General features: G+C 60.4%; 12 protein-coding genes and 1 tRNA gene. 2 read left to right on the top strand and 11 right to left on the bottom strand.

Annotated elements, in window-relative coordinates:
* Positions 1-160 precede the first annotated feature (160 nt).
* The 7 genes from QVG21_RS06445 to QVG21_RS06415 form a co-directional block, all read right to left on the bottom strand.
* Complete coding sequence (locus QVG21_RS06445; RefSeq protein ID WP_287923202.1) at positions 161-1,096, bottom strand: DMT family transporter; 936 nt, start codon at positions 1,094-1,096, stop codon at positions 161-163.
* 435 nt (positions 1,097-1,531) lie between these two features.
* A complete protein-coding gene (locus tag QVG21_RS06440; protein WP_251215023.1) occupies positions 1,532-2,851 on the bottom strand; it encodes an acetyl-CoA hydrolase/transferase family protein in 1,320 nt (439 codons plus the stop codon).
* A 23-nt stretch (positions 2,852-2,874) separates the two neighbouring features.
* Complete coding sequence (infB, locus tag QVG21_RS06435) at positions 2,875-5,679, bottom strand: translation initiation factor IF-2 (RefSeq protein ID WP_287923198.1); 2,805 nt, start codon at positions 5,677-5,679, stop codon at positions 2,875-2,877.
* Between the two features lie 32 nt (positions 5,680-5,711).
* Entirely contained in the window at positions 5,712-6,941 is a 1,230-nt protein-coding gene (nusA, locus tag QVG21_RS06430; RefSeq protein WP_251215021.1) for a transcription termination factor NusA, read from the bottom strand.
* A gap of 147 nt (positions 6,942-7,088) precedes the next feature.
* The gene (gene rimP / locus QVG21_RS06425) at positions 7,089-7,556 is read right to left on the bottom strand and encodes a ribosome assembly cofactor RimP (protein ID WP_251215020.1); all 468 of its coding nucleotides are present in this window, start codon (positions 7,554-7,556) and stop codon (positions 7,089-7,091) included.
* Between the two features lie 137 nt (positions 7,557-7,693).
* Entirely contained in the window at positions 7,694-8,488 is a 795-nt protein-coding gene (gene lpxA, locus QVG21_RS06420; RefSeq protein ID WP_287923194.1) for an acyl-ACP--UDP-N-acetylglucosamine O-acyltransferase, read from the bottom strand.
* Position 8,489: 1 nt separating this feature from the next.
* Positions 8,490-9,881 carry a bifunctional UDP-3-O-[3-hydroxymyristoyl] N-acetylglucosamine deacetylase/3-hydroxyacyl-ACP dehydratase gene (locus QVG21_RS06415; protein WP_251215018.1) on the bottom strand — a complete coding sequence of 464 codons (1,392 nt, stop codon included), beginning with the start codon at positions 9,879-9,881 and terminating at the stop codon, positions 8,490-8,492.
* 87 nt (positions 9,882-9,968) lie between these two features.
* On the opposite strand from QVG21_RS06415, the gene QVG21_RS06410 reads away from it, so the two are divergent.
* On the top strand, positions 9,969-10,772 hold the full coding sequence (locus QVG21_RS06410) for an energy transducer TonB (RefSeq protein ID WP_287923190.1): 804 nt from the start codon (positions 9,969-9,971) through the stop codon (positions 10,770-10,772).
* Position 10,773: 1 nt separating this feature from the next.
* Positions 10,774-12,267: a potassium/proton antiporter gene (locus QVG21_RS06405; RefSeq protein WP_287923188.1), complete on the top strand. Its 1,494-nt coding sequence runs from the start codon at positions 10,774-10,776 to the stop codon at positions 12,265-12,267.
* A 285-nt stretch (positions 12,268-12,552) separates the two neighbouring features.
* Here the strand turns inward: QVG21_RS06405 and QVG21_RS06400 are convergent.
* From QVG21_RS06400 to QVG21_RS06385, 4 genes are all read right to left on the bottom strand, one after another.
* A tRNA-Ala gene (locus QVG21_RS06400) sits at positions 12,553-12,626 on the bottom strand.
* A gap of 349 nt (positions 12,627-12,975) precedes the next feature.
* Positions 12,976-14,007, bottom strand: a complete 1,032-nt coding sequence (locus QVG21_RS06395) for a 2-oxoacid:ferredoxin oxidoreductase subunit beta (protein ID WP_287923186.1) — start codon at positions 14,005-14,007, stop codon at positions 12,976-12,978.
* Positions 14,008-14,010: 3 nt separating this feature from the next.
* Complete coding sequence (locus QVG21_RS06390; RefSeq protein WP_287923184.1) at positions 14,011-15,858, bottom strand: 2-oxoacid:acceptor oxidoreductase subunit alpha; 1,848 nt, start codon at positions 15,856-15,858, stop codon at positions 14,011-14,013.
* A gap of 187 nt (positions 15,859-16,045) precedes the next feature.
* Positions 16,046-16,840 carry a gluconate 5-dehydrogenase gene (locus QVG21_RS06385; protein ID WP_287923182.1) on the bottom strand — a complete coding sequence of 265 codons (795 nt, stop codon included), beginning with the start codon at positions 16,838-16,840 and terminating at the stop codon, positions 16,046-16,048.
* Positions 16,841-16,898: the final 58 nt, after the last annotated feature.

The raw sequence follows: 16,898 nt of genomic DNA, 5'->3' as shown, positions 1-16,898 counted from the left end.
AGCCCGGCAGTGCAAAGATACAAAAAATCCCCCCCCCGCAAATTTCAGACCAAAATAACGGTGAAAAGAACGTAAAGTGTTATTTTATTAACAGATAAGGGTGGAAAGATACGCCAAACAGACGAGCGGGAAGACGCGAAAGGAGAAGACGCACCGAAATCTAAAGGCCGGAGCGGACCCGCCGCAACCGGGGAAAGAGCTTGCGGAAATGGGTGAGGTAAACGCCGATATTGCTGCCGGCGATGATGAACGTGACGGCGAGGATAATCAAGGCGATGCCGCAGACGATGCGGACCGTGAGCGTTTCGCCGAAGACGAGGACGCCGAAACAAACGGCCGTGACGGGCTCGAGGGCTCCGAGGATGGCGGTAGGGGTGGACCCGATGAGCCCGATGGCGCGCGTGGTGCAGAGGAATGAAACGGCGGTGGGGAAGACGGCGAGCGCCAAGAGGTTGCCCCACAAGTACCAAGCTCCGGGCAAGAGGAGCGAACGGCCGAAATCGACGCGGAAGAGAAAGAGCATCAATCCGAAGAGCAGGACGTAGAAAGTGACGGCGAGCGTGGGAACGTCCTTGAGCCGGGACTGCCGGACGGCGACGATGTAGATGGCATAGGAAAGCGCCGAGACGAAGACGAGCAAAGTCCCGGTGAGACTGAGGGTGGAACCGTCGCCGGCCCTGTAAAGCAACCCGATGCCGCCCATGGCAAACAGAATGCACAAGGAAGTGGTCCACGATAATTTTTCGTGGAACCCGAACGCCATAATCAAAGCCACGAGGATGGGATAGACGAAAAGCAGGGTAGATGCGATCCCTGCGTCCATGTAATTGTAACTCAGAAAGAGCGCCAACGACGAGAGGGCGACGAGGATACCCATACCCGCGAGCAAGGGGACCTCGGCCCGCCGGACCCTGAAACTCCGGCCGCGCAACCGAATCATGGCGCCGAGGATGGGAATGGCGAAAAGGTAACGGAAGAACAGCACCGAATCGGGGTCCATACCGGCGCTGTAAAGCGGCAGGGCGAAGAGCGGATTGGTCCCGTAAGTGACGGCGGCGAGGGCGCCGATGAAATAACCTTGGGCTTTGGGATTCATAGCAAACACATTGGCGGGACAAAGGTAATGAATAATTGATAATGAATAGGGAATAATTGGGGGCTTTGCGGAGGGGCGGAAAGATTCTTTACTGCGCTCAGAATAATAAGCAGGGCTTGAATGTAGATTCTTCGTCGCTGTGGCTCCTCAGAATGACAGAGGGGGGCTGGTAAAAGAACGCAGGGGCGAAGTGCGGAAAGGCTAACGGACCGCACAAATTAAGAAATAGTTAGCGATAGTGTATTCATCTGCGGCGGCTGGGAGCGACGCATCTACGATGCGGGCCGCCGCAGGTGGCAACGCAGGGCGTTGCAGAGTTCTGCGGGAAAGGGCGGGGCAGGACGGCGGGGCAGGCGCTGAAAAAAATGAAACAAAAAACAAGGAGCAACCGAGAAAACGGCTGCTCCTTGTGAACAAAGAATTTATGGCCCGGAACTACTTGGACATGTAACCCTTGATGTAGTGGTGGTGCGACCCCCAACGCTCGAAAGCGGCGCGGTCGAGCTCCTCCTGGGCGGAGGGGTGGGCGATGGAAATCAACAGGCGTGCGCGCTCCTGCATGGTCTTGCCGTAGAGGTCGACGGCGCCGAACTCGGTGACGAACCAGTGGATGTGGTTGCGCGTAGTGACCACGCCGGCACCGTCCAACAAAGTGGGGCAAATCTTGGAAACGCCCTTGTTGGTAATCGACGGCATGGCGATGATGGCCTTGCCGCCCTTGGAGAGGGAAGCGCCGTAGACGAAGTCGATCTGACCGCCGACGCCCGACCAGAACTTGGTGCCGAGCGAATCGGCGCAAACCTGCCCGGTGAGGTCGATCTGCAAAGCCGAATTGATGGCGACGAAACGGTCGTTCTGCGAAATGACGTAGGGGTCGTTGGTATAACCTACGTCCATCATCAACACGCCGGGGTTGTCGTCGATGAAATCGTAGACGGCTTTGGAACCCATGAGGAACGTGGAAACCATCTTGCCGGGGTCGGTCTTCTTGGCCTCGCCGTTGACGACGCCTTTCTCGACGAGCGGCAAAACGCCGTCGGCGAACATTTCGGTGTGGATACCGAGGTTCTTATGGCCGCCCAACTGGCTCAACACGGCGTTGGGGATGGCCCCGATGCCCATCTGGAGCGTGGCGCCGTCCTCGATGAGCGCGGCGCAGTGCTTGCCGATGGCGGTCTCCACCTCGTTGGGTTCGGAGAACTTGGCCTCGATAAGCGGCGTGTCGTCCTGGACGAACATGTCGATTTTGGAGATGGGAATCATGGCCTGGCCGAACGCACGCGGCACGTTCTTGTTGATGACGGCGATGACGTGGTCGGCGCACTCGACGGCGGCCAACGTGGCGTCGACCGACGTGCCGAGCGAAACGTACCCGTGCTTGTCGGGCGGACAAACCTGGATCATCGCCACGTTGCACGGCACGGCGCCGCAGCGGTAGAGCTTCTGCGTCTCGCTGAGGAAGATGGGGATGTAGTCGGCGTCGCCGCTCTGGGTGACCTTGCGCACGTTGGCGCCGACGAAGAACGAATCGAGCTGGAAGATGCCCGTGAACTTGGGATCGGCGTAGGGCGCCGGACCCTCGGTGTGGAGATGGTGGACGTGGACGTCCTTCAACTCACCGGCCTCGCCGCGCGCGCACATGGCGTTGATAAGGCACTGCGGAGCCGAAGCCACGGAACTCAGATGGACGTGGTCGCCCGATTTGATCACTTTGACCGCCTCTTCGGGGGTGATGAAATGGATGGGGTTCTTCATGCTTTTATGCGGGTTGGATGATACTATTTACGTTTGACTTCGACCTGCTCGTAACCCTCGACGATGTCGCCGATGCGGATGTCGTTGAACGACTCGATGTTCAGACCGCAGTCCTGACCGACAGCGACCTCCTTGACATCGTCCTTGAACCGCTTGAGCGACCCGAGCTTGCCGGTGTAGATGACGATACCGTCGCGGATGACGCGGATGGGCGTGGACCGCTGGAGCTTGCCCTCGCGGACCATACACCCGGCGACGGTGCCGACCTTGGAAATCTTGAAAATCTCCAGGACCTCGACCGAAGCGACGATTTCTTCCTTCATGACGGGCTCGAGCATACCCTCGATAGCGTCCTTGATGTCGTTGACGGCGTCGTAGATGATGGAGTAAAGGCGGATTTCGATCTCCTCCTTCTCGGCGACGCGCCGTGCGGCGGCCGAAGGACGCACCTGGAACCCGACGATGATGGCGTTGGATGCGGCGGCGAGCAGGACGTCGGATTCGGAAATCTGACCCACGGCGGCGTGGATGACATTGACCTGCACCGTCTCCTTGGAGAGCTTGATGAGCGACCCGGACATGGCTTCGACCGAACCGTCGACATCGCCCTTGACGATGATGTTCAGTTCCTTGAACGAACCGATGGCGATGCGGCGGCCGATTTCGTCGAGTGTGACGTGCTTCTGGGTCATGATGCCCTGCATGCGCTGCAACTGCTCGCGCTTGTTGGCGATTTCGCGCGCCGAACGGTCGTCGTCCATGACGTTGAACGTATCGCCCGCCTGCGGAGCGCCGTTGAGACCCAGCACCTGCACGGGCGTGGAGGGCCCGGCGACGGTGACTTTCTTGCCGTCCTCGTTGAACATGGCCTTGACGCGCCCGGTGTAGGTACCCGAGAGCACGACGTCGCCGATGCGGAGCGTACCGCTTTGGACGAGGATGGTGGAGACGTAGCCGCGCCCCTTGTCGAGCGTCGACTCGATGACCGTGCCGACGGCTTTCTTGTCGGGGTTGGCCTTGAGGTCGAGCATCTCGGCTTCTAAGAGCACCTTTTCGAGGAGCTTGTCGAGGTTGAGACCCTTTTTGGCCGAAATCTCCTGGTCCTGGTACTTGCCGCCCCACGACTCGACGAGGTAATTCATCTGCGACAGCTGCTCCTTGATGTGGTCGGCGTTGGCGTTGGGTTTATCTATCTTGTTGATAGCAAAGACCATGGGAACGCCTGCGGCCTGCGCGTGGTTGATGGCTTCGACCGTCTGCGGCATGACGCTGTCGTCGGCCGCGACGATGATGATGGCGACGTCGGTGATCTTGGCGCCGCGGGCACGCATGGCGGTGAACGCTTCGTGGCCCGGAGTGTCGAGGAACGTGATTTTCTGACCGTTGAGCTCGACGCTGTAAGCACCGATGTGCTGGGTGATACCTCCGGCTTCGCCCTCGATGACGTTGGTTTTGCGGATGTTGTCCAAAAGCGACGTCTTACCGTGGTCGACGTGGCCCATGACGGTGACGATGGGCGGACGCGGCACGAGGTTCTCCTCGCTGTCGGCGTCCTCCTCGGCGATGGCCTCCTGGATTTCGACCGAGACGAACTCGACCTTGAACCCGAATTCCTCGGCGACGACGGCCAACGCTTCGGCGTCGAGCCGCTGGTTGATGGAAACCATCAGACCGAGGTTCATGCAGGCTGTGATAACCTCTGTGGGCGCGACGTCCATCATAGTAGCCAGCTCGCTGACGGTGACGAACTCGGTGACCTTGAGCGTCGAACGCTCCTGCACGGAACGCTCCATCTGCTCGTTCATCCGCTCGGCGGCCGCTTCGCGCTTGTCGCGGCGGTGCTTGGCACCCGTATTCTTGGCACCCTTGGCCGTGAGCCGGGCCAGGGTGTCCTTGATCTGCTTCGATACCTCCTCGTCGCTGACCTCGGGACGAACGACGGCCTGGCTGTTCTTCTTGCGGTTACGCCGCCCCTCGCCCGGACGGGGTTGGTTGGGTGCGGGCTTGCCGCCCTGGGCGCCGCCGCGGTTGGGACCGCCCTGGCCGCCCGGCCGCTGGCTGCCGGGAGTGCCGGCGCCGCTCTGACCGCCGCCGCGCTGTGCCTTGGTGACGTCGACTTTCTCCTTGGAAAGACGCTTGCGCTTGTGCTTGCCGCCCGGAACGAATCCGGAAACGTCCATCGTACCGAGGACCTGCGGCCCGGTGAGGGTCACGGTTTCGGGACGGAAGATGTTGTCCTTGGGCGCTTCGGGCTTGGGCTCCTCGGCCTTGGCGGGCTCGCTCTTTTCGGCGGGCTTCTCGACGGGCTTTTCAACCGGCTTCGCGGCAGGCGTTTCAACGGGCTTGGCCACGACGGTTTCGGGAACCGCCTTGGGCTCGGGCTTCGGGGTCTCGGCGACCTTGGGCGCCTCGGTCTTGGCGGGCTCCGCCTTTACGACGGGCTTCGCGGCCGTCTTTGCAGCCTTGGGCTTGGGGTCGAGGTCGATTTTACCCAGGAACTTGGGCTGCTGGATTTCGTCGCGCACGTTGATGACGTTGCTCTTGATGACGACCTCTTTCTCTTCCTCCTGCGGCTTCTTGCCGCCCTCGATGGTAACGGTGGTCTGCTTCAGCGAAATCCGCTCGCGGATCGAATCGCGGGCACCCGACGCGGCACGGTTGGCGCCGAACTCCTTTTCGAGGATCGCATAGGTGTCGGCGTCGACCTGCGTGTTGGGCGAACCGTCGCTCTTGATGCCCTTCTTGTGCAAGAAGTCGGTGATGGTGTTGATACCCACGTTGAACTCCTTGGCCACCTGAATGAGCCTTAATTTTCTTTCATTCCCCATATTGTGTGTTCTCCTTTCTTTGCGTGTAAATGCTATTCAAATTCGGCCTTCAGAATCTCGGCGACCTTCTGTGCCTGCTCCAATTCGAGGTCGGCGCGGGCGGCGATTTCCTCGACGGGAAGCTCCAGCACGCTCTTGGCGGTGTCGCACCCGACGTTCTTGAGGGCCTCGATGATCCAAGGTTCGATTTCGTCGGCGAACTCCGTGAGGGCGACATCCTCCTCCTCGACCTCGCGGTAGACGTCGATGTCGTAACCGGTGAGCATCTTGGAAAGGCGGATGTTCAGACCCCCCTTGCCGATGGCCAGCGACACCTGGTCGGGCTTGAGGTAGACGGCGGCGGTCTGCTTCTCCTCGTCGAGGACGATGGACGAAATCTTGGCGGGGTTCAGCGCACGCTGAATCATCAGCTGCGTGTTGGCCGTGAAGTTGACGACGTCGATGTTCTCGTTGCGCAGCTCCTTGACGATGGAATAGATGCGCGAACCCTTCATGCCGACGCATGCACCGACGGGGTCGATGCGGTCGTCGTAGGATTCGACCGCGACCTTGGCCCGCTCGCCGGGGATGCGGACGATTTTCTTGATGGTGATCAGACCGTCGGAAATCTCGGGAACCTCCTGCTCGAACAGACGTTCGAGGAACTGGCTGGCCGTGCGCGAGAGGATGATGCGGGGCTGGTTGTTGTTCATCTCGACCGACTTGACGATGGCTTTGATGGTGTCGCCCTTGCGATAGAAATCGTTGGGAATCTGCTCGCTTTTGGGGAGAATCAGCTCGTTCTCGTCGTCGTCGAGAATCAGCACCTCCTTTTTCCAGACCTGGTAAACCTCGCCGGTGATGATTTCGCCGACTTTCTCGGAATACTTCTCGTAGAGGTTGGCCTTTTCGAGGTCGAGGATGCGCGAAGCGAGGTTCTGCCGGAGCGACAGGACGGTACGGCGCCCGAACGACGCGAGCTTGATTTCATCGGCATACTCGTCGCCGACTTCGTAGGTGGAGTCGATGGCCTTGACCTCCGAAACGGCGATCTGCGTATTGGGATTCTCGACGGCTCCGTCCTCGACGACCGTGCGGTTGCGCCAGATTTCGAGGTCGCCCTTCTCGGGGTTGATGATGACGTCGAAATTCTCGTCGCTCTCGTACTGCTTTTGCAGGGCGTGGCGGAAGACGTCCTCCAACACGCCGATCATGGTGGGCTTGTCGATGTTCTTCAACTCCTTGAACTCGGCGAAGTTGCTGATAAGATTGAGATTGTCCATGGGGTTATTGTTTGTTTTGTATTTTTTTGAATTGCGGATGATTCATTCGAGGTGAAAGGTGAAAAGTTAAAAGTGAAGGGTGAAATGTTCGATGCGGAAATTTCGGTTCGTCTTAATCAAGGCGCTTTTCACGTTTCGCTTTCTATTTTATTTGAAGTCCAGATATTCGCGGGTGGACTTGACCTCGGCGAAAGGATACCGACGCGTGACGCGGACCAGCTGCTTGCGCTTCTTGCCCTCGACGGCCTGCTTCTCCTCGTAGGAGAGGGTGAGGCTCTCATCGTCGACCTCGTCGAGCCGGGCCGTAATCTTCACGCCGCTGGCGAGCAGCACCTCGACGGGCCTGCCGACGAGCTTGCGGTACTGCCTCAGGCACCGGAGTTCGGAACCGATGCCGGCCGAAGCGACGGTGAGCGAAAAATCCTCGGCATCGCGGTCGAACTCCGCCTCGACGGCGCGGCTCAACTCGACGCAGGCGTCGATGGAAACCGACGAATCGCTGTCGATCAAGAGCTCGATTTCATTGCCCGGCGAACAATTGCAGCCCACCACGAACATGTCGGAACCTGCGAGCCTGCGCTCGGCGGCGGCGATGATTTTTTTAGGGTCGATCATGGCTGAAAAACGTAAGTCAACTTGTGTACAACTATGAAATAAGGGGACTTTGCGTCCCCTTATTGCGTGCGTCCTGTCTTTCGACACGACAAATGTACGAAAAAAATCCGATATACCAATATTATATAGGGATTTTTTTACGCTTCGCGGTGGCCGGAAGCGTAGGGCTTGATGATGCCGCGCTTCGACGAGCGGATGAACTCCACGAGATAATCGCGCTCGGGGCTCTGGGGCACCGAACGCTCGACCTCGCTGCACCCGTTCAGATAGTTCAGACCGCTCTGGAACAGGATGCGGCAGGCTTCGTGGATTTCGGCGATGCGCTCGGGCGTGAAGCCGCGGCGCGAAAGCCCGATTTTGTTGATTCCGGCGAAGCGGAGCGTATCGTTGCGGACGATGACGAAGGGCGGCAGGTCCTGCCCGAGGAGGGCGCCGCCCTGAATCATGGCGTGCGCGCCGATGCGGGTCCACTGGTGGATGGCCGCGTGGCCGCCGATGACGACCCAGTCGTCGACATGGACCTCGCCAGCGAGCGAAACACGGTTGGCGATGACGCAATGGCTGCCGACGACGCAATCGTGGCCGACGTGGACGTAGGCCATCAACAGATTGCCGTCGCCGACGATGGTCGTGCCCGTGGACTTGGTGCCGCGGCTGATGGTGACGTACTCGCGGATGTCGTTGCAGTCGCCGATCTGGCAGGTGGTCACCTCGCCGTCGAACTTGAGGTCCTGCGGCAGGCACGACACCGAAGCCGCGGTGTGGATCTTACACTTCCTGCCGATGCGGGCCCCGTCGTGGATGACGGCCCCGGGACCTATCCAGCAATCGTCGCCGATGACCACGTCGCCCGCGATGCAGGCGAAAGGCTCGACCGTGACGTTGGCCCCCAACTTGGCGTCGGGGTGAACGTAAGCAAGCGGACTGATCATCTTACTGGCGGTTTTTGACGACCTGCGCCATCAACACGGCCTCGCAGGCGAGTGTCTCGCCGACGAACGCTTTGGCCTCGACCAGCGCAACGCCGCGGCGGATGGGTTCCAGGAGGTGGATTTCAAACTGGAGCGTGTCGCCCGGAACGACCTTGCGTTTGAACTTCACGCCGTCGATCTTCATGAAGTAAGTGGAGTAGTTCTCGGGGTCGGGCACGGTGTTGAGCACCATGATGCCGGAGCACTGGGCCATGGCCTCGACAATCAGCACGCCCGGCATGACGGGCTCCTCGGGGAAGTGGCCCACGAAGAACGGCTCGTTCATGGTGACGTTCTTGATGCCGGCCACCGACGAAGCGTCGCAATGGAAAATCCGGTCGACCAGCAGGAACGGCGGACGGTGGGGCAGCATCTTGCGGATGGCGTTGATGTCGTAGAGCGCAGGTTTGCGGCAGTCGTAGGTGTAGCGGGGTTTCTCGCCGGCCTTGCGGATGGAGCGCTTGAGCTGCTTCATGAACTCCGTATTGGCGAAGTGGCCGGGGCGGGTAGCCCACACACGGCCCTTGATACGCACGCCGAGGAGCGCGAAATCGCCCAGGAGGTCGAGCAGCTTGTGCCGTGCGAGCTCGTTGTTGCAGCGCAACTCCAGGTTATTGAGGTAACCGGGCTTGATTTCGATGCCCGACTTGTTGAAAATCTTCTTGAGGTTCTCCTGCTCCTCCTCGGGCACGGGATTCTCGACCACGACGATGGCGTTGTCCATGTCGCCGCCCTTGATGAGGTTGGCCTTGATGAGGGGCTCCAGCTCGTGGAGGAAGACGAACGTGCGGCACGGCGCGATTTTCGATGCGTAGTCGTCGCCGGGCTCGAAGGTGGCATACTGGTTGCCGATGACCTTGGAATTGTAATCGACGTGCAGCGAAACGGAAAACTCGTCGTCGGGGTAGAGGATGATGGCCACGCCCTTTTCGGGGATGGTGTAGACCATCTTCTCGGTGACGTGGTAATAGGTGCGCTCGGCCTCCTGCTCGACGACGCCCGTGCGGACGATGGCTTCGGCGTACTCGCGGGCCGAACCGTCCATGATGGGGGCTTCGGGACCGTCGATGTCGATCAGTGCATTGTCCACGCCGAGCGTCCAGAGCGCCGACATGATGTGTTCGATGGTGCTGACGCGGTTGCCGCCGGCCTCGATGGTGGTGCCGCGCGAAGTGTCGGTCACGTTATCGCACAAAGCGGGAATTATGGGCTGTCCCTCGAGGTCGACGCGACGGAAAGCGATACCCGAATCGGCGTCGGCCGGGCGGACGGTCATGGTTACTTCGACGCCCGTGTGCAGCCCTTTGCCCGAAAAGCAAATGGGCGCCTTGAGCGTTTGCTGTTTGGTTGACATAAGCGTTGGTTTCTGAATATTTTGTGCCCAAAGATATAAAAAATCGCTAAAAAAAACTATTTTTGTCCGAAATTCCGACCGCCTGACATGACAGAGACACCTTCCGACAACAGACCCCGCCCTGCCGGACGGCCGCGCCTGAAGCTGCCGTTCGACAATCGGCACGAAGACGCCGGGGCCTGGGCCTACAACCACCGGATAGGGCTCTGCGTGACGCTGATAGCCTATCTGGTGCTGATGATCGTATTCGTATCGTCGAAGATAGCGGTCGGCCGCCGGGCCTCGACGCAGGGGATGTACATCGACATACAGACGCTGGCCGAGCTGGAAAGCGAACGCGCCCGGCTGGAAGAGGAAGTGCGCCGCCGGCAGGAACGGGACCCTGTCGACTGGAAGAGCGTCCGCAATGCGGCGTCGAACGAAAATGCACTGAACGAAGAACTCCGCGACGACCGCGGGACCAATGCCGCGGCGCTGAACGATGCGGCTTCGGAAGCGGCCGAACGGATGCGCGCCAACCGCGAAGCCTACGAGCAGGGGTTGGCCGAAGAACAGGCCATCCGCCAACGGACGGGCTCGGAGGAGGGGACCGAACGGCAGGACCGCAAGATGAAAGGCCGCGTGACGGTGTCGTTCTCGCTGACGAACCCCGTGCGGACGTCGCGGCGGCTGGTGGTGCCGGCCTACCAATGCGAGGGCGGCGGCGAAGTGGAAGTGAGCGTGACGGTGAACCGCTCGGGCGAAGTGACCGCCGCCCATGTGGAATACGGCGGCGACGCGTGCATGCGCGAAACGGCCCTGCGGGCGGCCCGGGCGTCGCTGTTCAACATCGACCAGTCGGCCCCGGCGCGGCAGCAGGGGACCATTACCTACATATTCATACCGCAGTAAGATGATCGACTTTACAAGTGAACATATTGTGCTGGTCGGTGCGCTGCTGCTGTTCGTGGCGGTGCTTGCCGGAAAGGCGGCCTATCGTTTCGGTGCGCCCGCCCTGCTGCTTTTCCTGGGCGTGGGCATGCTTTTCGGGCTGGACTTCATTTCGTACCGCTCGGTCGAAGTGACCCAGTTCGTGGGAATGGTGTCGCTCTGCATCATCCTCTTTACGGGCGGTATGGACACGAAATTCTCGCAGATTCGGCCCATCATCGGCCCGGGCGTGGTGCTGGCGACGGGGGGCGTGGTCATAACGGCGCTGATATTGGGCACGTTCGTGTGGCTTGTGGCGCCTGTGGTGGGTACCGAAATCTCGTTCACGGCGGCCCTGCTGCTGGCGTCGACCATGTCGTCGACCGACTCGGCGTCGGTGTTCTCGATTCTGCGAAGCAAGAAACAGGGCCTGCGGCAGAACCTGCGCCCGCTGCTCGAACTCGAGAGCGGCTCGAACGACCCGATGGCCTACATGCTGACGGTGCTGCTGGTGGGGGTGCTCTCGCGCTCGCAGGGCGAAATGTGCTTCGGGACGAACCTGGTGCTGTTCGTCGTGCAGATGGTGGTCGGTGCTCTGTCGGGCTATCTGATCGGCCGTGCGGCGGTGTGGATCATCAACCGCATCAATCTGGCCAATCGCTCGCTCTACTCGGTGCTGCTGCTGGCTTTCATCTTCTTTGCGTTCGCCTTTACCGACCTGATTCGCGGCAACGGCTATCTGGCCGTCTATCTGGCGGGACTGGTGGTCGGAAACCGCAAACTGGCGCAGAAACAGCCCATGACTATCTTCTTCGACGGATTCACGTGGCTGATGCAAATCATGATGTTCCTGATGCTGGGTCTGTTCGTGAACAGCGACGAACTGCTTCAACCCGAAGTGCTGCTGCTGGGACTGCTGGTGGGTGTCTTCATGATTGCGGTGGCACGCCCGGCGTCGGTATTCCTTTGCCTGGCGCCGTTCCGCAAATTCACGACCAAGGCGCGGCTTTACGTTTCGTGGGTGGGACTGCGCGGTGCGGTGCCGATTCTGTTTGCGCTCTATCCGCTGATTGCCGACGTGCCGCATGCCGGCCTGCTGTTCAACGTAGTCTTCCTTTCGACGATCATTTCGCTGGTGGTGCAGGGCACGACGGTGAGCGTGATGGCCAACCTGCTGGGACTTTCGTACGAGGAACGCGAATCGGCATTCAACGTCAACATGCACGAGGACATGAAGTCGGTGCTGACGGAAGTGGAGGTCAACGAACGCATGCTCGAACGCGGGCAGTTGCTGCGGGAGATAGAACTGCCCGAAAACACGCTGGTCATGATGGTCTGCCGCGACGGCGACTACTTTGTGCCCAAGGGCAACACCGGGTTGCTGCTGGGCGACAAATTGCTGGTTATCTCCAACCGCGACGAGGAATTGGCCGCGTCTTACAAGGTTATGGGTATCTCCGAGGTGCGGAAGCTGTAAAAGGAGGGCATAGGTGAAATAAAAAAGCAATCGGTTTTTCCGATTGCTTTTTTTGTGGAGAATATCGGAATCGAAGTGCGCAGCACTCGCGGGGCGGCCTATGAAAATCAATCTATTTTCGCCCCGCAACTCTTGCTTTTGTGAGAATGGCGTTTGTGAGGTGGAAAAGATTGCGATAAGCGCAGCGATGTTTTTGGCGGCACAAGGACGGGAAAACTATTTTCCCGGAGAAGGGCCGACAAAAAACGGCAGAACGTATGTTCTGCCGTCGCAATCTTCGAGATGTGGAGAATACGAGATTCGAACTCGTGACCTCTTGCATGCCATGCAAGCGCTCTAGCCAGCTGAGCTAATCCCCCGTTGCGAGTGCAAAGATAAGTCTAATTTTCGAATATCCAAGCGTCGGACGCAAAAAAATGATCGAAAAACGCGCTGCGACGAGAAAAAAGGGCGCGCGGCAGGCATGGCATGGGGTTTCCGGGTGAGAGCGGGCTGCGTGATCGAGGTGCTCGGGTCGCAGCCAGCGCCCGGCTAAGAGCCGGGATTTATTAGTCGCTTTTGCAGATTTTCGCTCGGGGCGGCTACGGGCTGCCGGCCTCTGGCCGTGAGTCAGCAGAGAGGTTCCCTTTGTTGGCTGCAGGTCCCTCGATAAAACAAGACCGCCCGACGGATGTCGGGCGGCCTTCGTCTGTGCGGTGCTCGGGGGCGTTATTCTACCTCCCAGGTGGCACCCGAACGGAGCAGATCGTCGACGCAGCGGATCTTGCTCGAGGCCTTGACCTCCTCGACCTGCTGCTCGACGGCGCGGTCGTAGACCGCATCGTCCTCCACGGCGCGGATGACGCCCAGCGCCACGGGGTAGTCGGGGTACTTCATGGCGGCGAGCATCGAGTGGAGCGTCGTGTCGCGCTCGTGGGCGTCGTGCGTGAGCACGTCGTCGAGCGTGTAGCCCTCCTGGCCTACGGTCACCACCTTGAGCTTCATGTTCTCGAAGACGAGGCCCTTGTCGCGGTTGGCGCCGAAGAGCATCTTCTCGCCGTGGCGCAGCGTGATGGTGCGCTCGGCGCGCGTGGCCTTGTCGGCGGCGAAAGCGGCGTGGGTCTTGTCGTTGAAGATCACGCAGTTCTGCATCATCTCGACCACCGACATGCCGCGGTGCTGCGCGGCGGCGACGAGGCACTCTTTCGAAAGGACCACCTCCATGTCGATCGAGCGGGCGAAGAAGGTGCCCTTGGCGCCGATGACCAGCTCGCCGGGGTTGAAAGGCTTCTCGACGGTGCCGTAGGGCGACGTCTTGGTGATCTTGCCCAGCTTCGAGGTGGGCGAGTACTGTCCCTTGGTCAGGCCGTAGATCTCGTTGTTGAAGAGGATGACGTTCAGATCGACGTTGCGGCGGATGGCGTGGATGAAGTGGTTGCCGCCGATGGCCAGCGAGTCGCCGTCGCCTGTGGTCACCCATACGTTGAGCCGCGGATTGGCGACCTTGACGCCCGTGGCCACGGCGTTGGCACGGCCGTGGACGGAGTGGAAGCCGAAGGTCTTCATGTAGTAGATGAAGCGCGACGAACAACCGATGCCCGAGACGAACGTAAAGAGGTTGTGCGGCGTGTCGGTGCGGTCGGCCACTTCGGGCAGGGCGCGCTGCACGGCGTTGAGAATGGCGTGGTCGCCGCAGCCGGGGCACCAGCGCACCTCCTGGTCGCTCTTGAAATCAGCCGGAGTGTATTTGTAGTCTGCCATAACTTATCGGTTCAGTAAGGATTCAAATTTCTGTTTCAGCTCGGCCACCGTGAACGGCAGCCCCTCGCACTTGTTGAACTGCTCGTAGCTGAACTGCTGGAACTGCTGGCGCAGGTAGGCGGCGAACTGCCCCTCGTTGAGCTCGCAGACAACGATGCGGCGGAACTTGGCGAAGATCTCCTCGACGCCGTGCGGCAGCGGGCAGATGTAGTTGAAGTGGCAGAGCGAGACGCGCCGGCCATCGCGGCGCATTTCGTCGACGGCGTTCTGCAGGTGGCCGCGCGTCCCGCCCCAGCCTACGACCAGCAGGTCGCCCTCCGGGTCGCCGCAGAGTTGCTGCCGGGGAATGTAGTCGGCGGCTTTGGCCACCTTGGCGGCGCGGGTCGAAACCATCTTCTGGTGGTTGGCCGGGTCGTGCGAAATGCACCCTTTGACGCAGTCTTTTTCCAGACCGCCCACGCGGTGTTCCAGTCCGGGTTTGCCGGGGAACGCCCAGCCGCGGGCGAGCTTCTCGTTGCGTACGTAGGGCATGAAACCCTCCTCGGGCGCCTGGTCGACGATGGGCGGGCAGATGGCGGGGTAGTCCTTCATCTGCGGGATGCGCCAGGGTTCGGAACCGTTGGCGATGAACCCGTCGGAGAGCAGCACCACGGGGGTCATGTGCTCCATGGCCAGCCGGCCCGCCTCGAACGCGAAGTGGAAGCAGTCGCTCGGCGACGAAGCGGCCACGACGATGACGGGGCATTCGCCGTTGCGGCCGTAGAGCGCCTGCGCGAGGTCGCTCTGCTCGGTCTTGGTGGGCAGACCCGTCGAGGGACCGCCGCGCTGTACGTCGACCACGACGAGCGGCAGCTCGGTCATGACGGCCAGCCCCAGCGCTTCGCTCTTGAGCGAAAGGCCCGGGCCGGAAGTGGTGGTCACGGCGAAGTTGCCGGCGAACGCGGCACCGATGGCGGTGCAGATGCCTGCGATTTCGTCCTCGGCCTGCACGGTCTTGACGCCCAGGTCCTTGCGCTTGGCCAACTCTTCGAGGATGACCGTGGCGGGAGTGATGGGGTAGGAACCGCAGAAGAGCGGCAGCCCGGCTTTCTCGGCGGCGGCGCAAAGGCCCCACGCCGTAGCGACGTTGCCGTTGATGGAACGGTAGGTGCCCTTTTCGAGGTCGGCAGGCGCCACGCGGTAATTGTTGGCGAACTGGTGGGTGTTGGCGGCGTAGTTGTAGCCCGCCTTGATGGCCAGCTTGTTGGCCTCGGCCACGGCGGGATTCTTCTTGGCGAACTTGCTGTCCAAATACTTATAGGCATGGTCCTCCGGACGGTCGAACAACCAGAAACAGATGCCCAGCGCGAACATGTTCTTGCACTTGACGACCGACTTGTTGTCGAGCCCGGTATCCTTGAGCGCTTCGCGGGTCATGGATGTGATGCCGGGCACGACGACGTTGTACTCGTCGAGCTTGAGCTCTGCGAGCGGGTCCAGCGTGGCGAACCCGGCCTTGCGGATGTGCTCCTCGGTGAGCGAATCGCCGTCGAGGATGACCGTGGCACCCGGCTTGAGCCACTTGCGGTTGGCCTTGAGCGCTGCGGGGTTCATCGCCACCAGCACGTCGCAGTAGTCGCCGGGATTCAACTCGCGGCGGCTGCCGAAGTGGACCTGAAAACCCGAGACGCCCGCGACGGTGCCTTGCGGTGCGCGGATTTCGGCGGGGTAGTCGGGGAAAGTCGAGATGCCGTTGCCCATCAGCGCCGAGGTGTCGGAGAAGAGCGTGCCCGTGAGCTGCATGCCGTCGCCCGAATCGCCCGAGAAGCGAATCACGACGTCGTGCATTTCGTGCACAGAATGCTGTTCCATGTCTTTAATGAGAAGGTTAGTTTTTATAAGCCTAATACAAATATAGGAATTTATTGTTAGAATGTTCACAATCCGCCGGAATATTTGTTTTCGGGGTGGCCGAACGGCAAAAGAACGGTCCTGCGATAGAAATGAAAAAAGAGGTGCCCGAAGCGGGTACCTCTTGGGTGAATTTTCCGGCACGCCCTTATTGCGGCTGCTTGCCGATGTAGGCGAGGATGCCGCCGTCGACGTAGAGCACGTGGCCGTTGACGAAATCCGAGGCTTCGGAAGCGAGGAACACGGCGGGGCCCATGAGGTCCTCGGGCGTGCCCCAGCGTGCCGCGGGGGTCTTGGCGACGATGAACGCGTCGAACGGATGGCGCGAACCGTCGGGCTGCTTCTCGCGCAGGGGCGCGGTTTGCGGCGTGGCGATGTAACCCGGGCCGATGCCGTTGCACTGGATGTTGTACTCGCCGTACTCCGACGCGATGTTGCGCGTGAGCATCTTCAGACCGCCCTTGGCGGCCGCGTAGGCCGACACGGTTTCGCGGCCCAGCTCGGACATCATCGAGCAGATGTTGATGATTTTGCCGCGGCCTTTCTTAATCATCGAGGGAATGACCGCCTTCGAGACGATGAACGGGCCGTTGAGGTCGATGTCGATAACCTGCCGGAATTCGGCGGCGGTCATTTCGTGCATCGGGATGCGCTTGATGATGCCGGCGTTGTTCACAAGGATGTCGATGACACCGACTTCCTTTTCGATCCGAGCCACCAGCGCGTTGACCTGCTCCTCGCTGGTCACGTCGCAGACGTAGCCATGGGCTTCGATGCCCTCGGCCTTGTAGGCGGCCAGTCCCTTGTCGACCAGCTCCTGCTTGATGTCGTTGAAGACGATTTTGGCGCCCTGGCGTGCGAATGCCGTGGCCAGTGCGAAGCCGATGCCGTAGGAAGCGCCCGTCACGAGAGCGACCTTGCCTTCCAAAGAAAAGTTTACCATTTTTATAAAGGGAAAAGTTAAAAGTGAAAACGAATGTTAAAACATATATTATGCAGCC

Source organism: Alistipes sp. UBA6068 (assembly GCF_949428155.1).
In the GTDB taxonomy this organism is placed as follows: domain Bacteria; phylum Bacteroidota; class Bacteroidia; order Bacteroidales; family Rikenellaceae; genus Alistipes; species Alistipes muris.
The sequence above is the reverse complement of the archived record's forward strand: the minus strand, read 5'-3'. Positions and strand labels throughout refer to the sequence as shown.